This window comes from Aeromonas sp. sif0611 (genome assembly GCF_019218845.1).
Lineage (GTDB): Bacteria > Pseudomonadota > Gammaproteobacteria > Enterobacterales > Aeromonadaceae > Aeromonas > Aeromonas media.
In genome coordinates this window covers 1-255 of sequence record NZ_JAHUWU010000060.1, presented here as the reverse complement: position 1 = coordinate 255, position 255 = coordinate 1, and the positions used below count along the sequence as shown (strand labels likewise).

The following is a 255-nucleotide window of genomic DNA, read 5'->3' as shown; positions in this document are numbered from 1 at the left end:
AAGAAACTTAAGGGCTAATCCCCGTTCGCTCGCCGCTACTGAGGGAATCTCGGTTGATTTCTTTTCCTCGGGGTACTTAGATGTTTCAGTTCTCCCGGTTCGCCTCGCTGCACTATGTATTCATGCAGCGATACCTAGCTTATGCTAAGTGGGTTTCCCCATTCGGAAATCTGTGAGTAATAGCGTCTCTTACCGACTTCTCACAGCTTATCGCAGGTTAGTACGTCCTTCATCGCCTCTGACTGCCAAGGCATC

At 49.4% G+C, this 255-nt stretch carries 1 rRNA gene; it reads right to left on the bottom strand.

Going from position 1 to position 255, the window contains the following annotated elements:
• Positions 1–255 (bottom strand): 23S ribosomal RNA (locus tag KW824_RS20765); the annotation flags it as partial.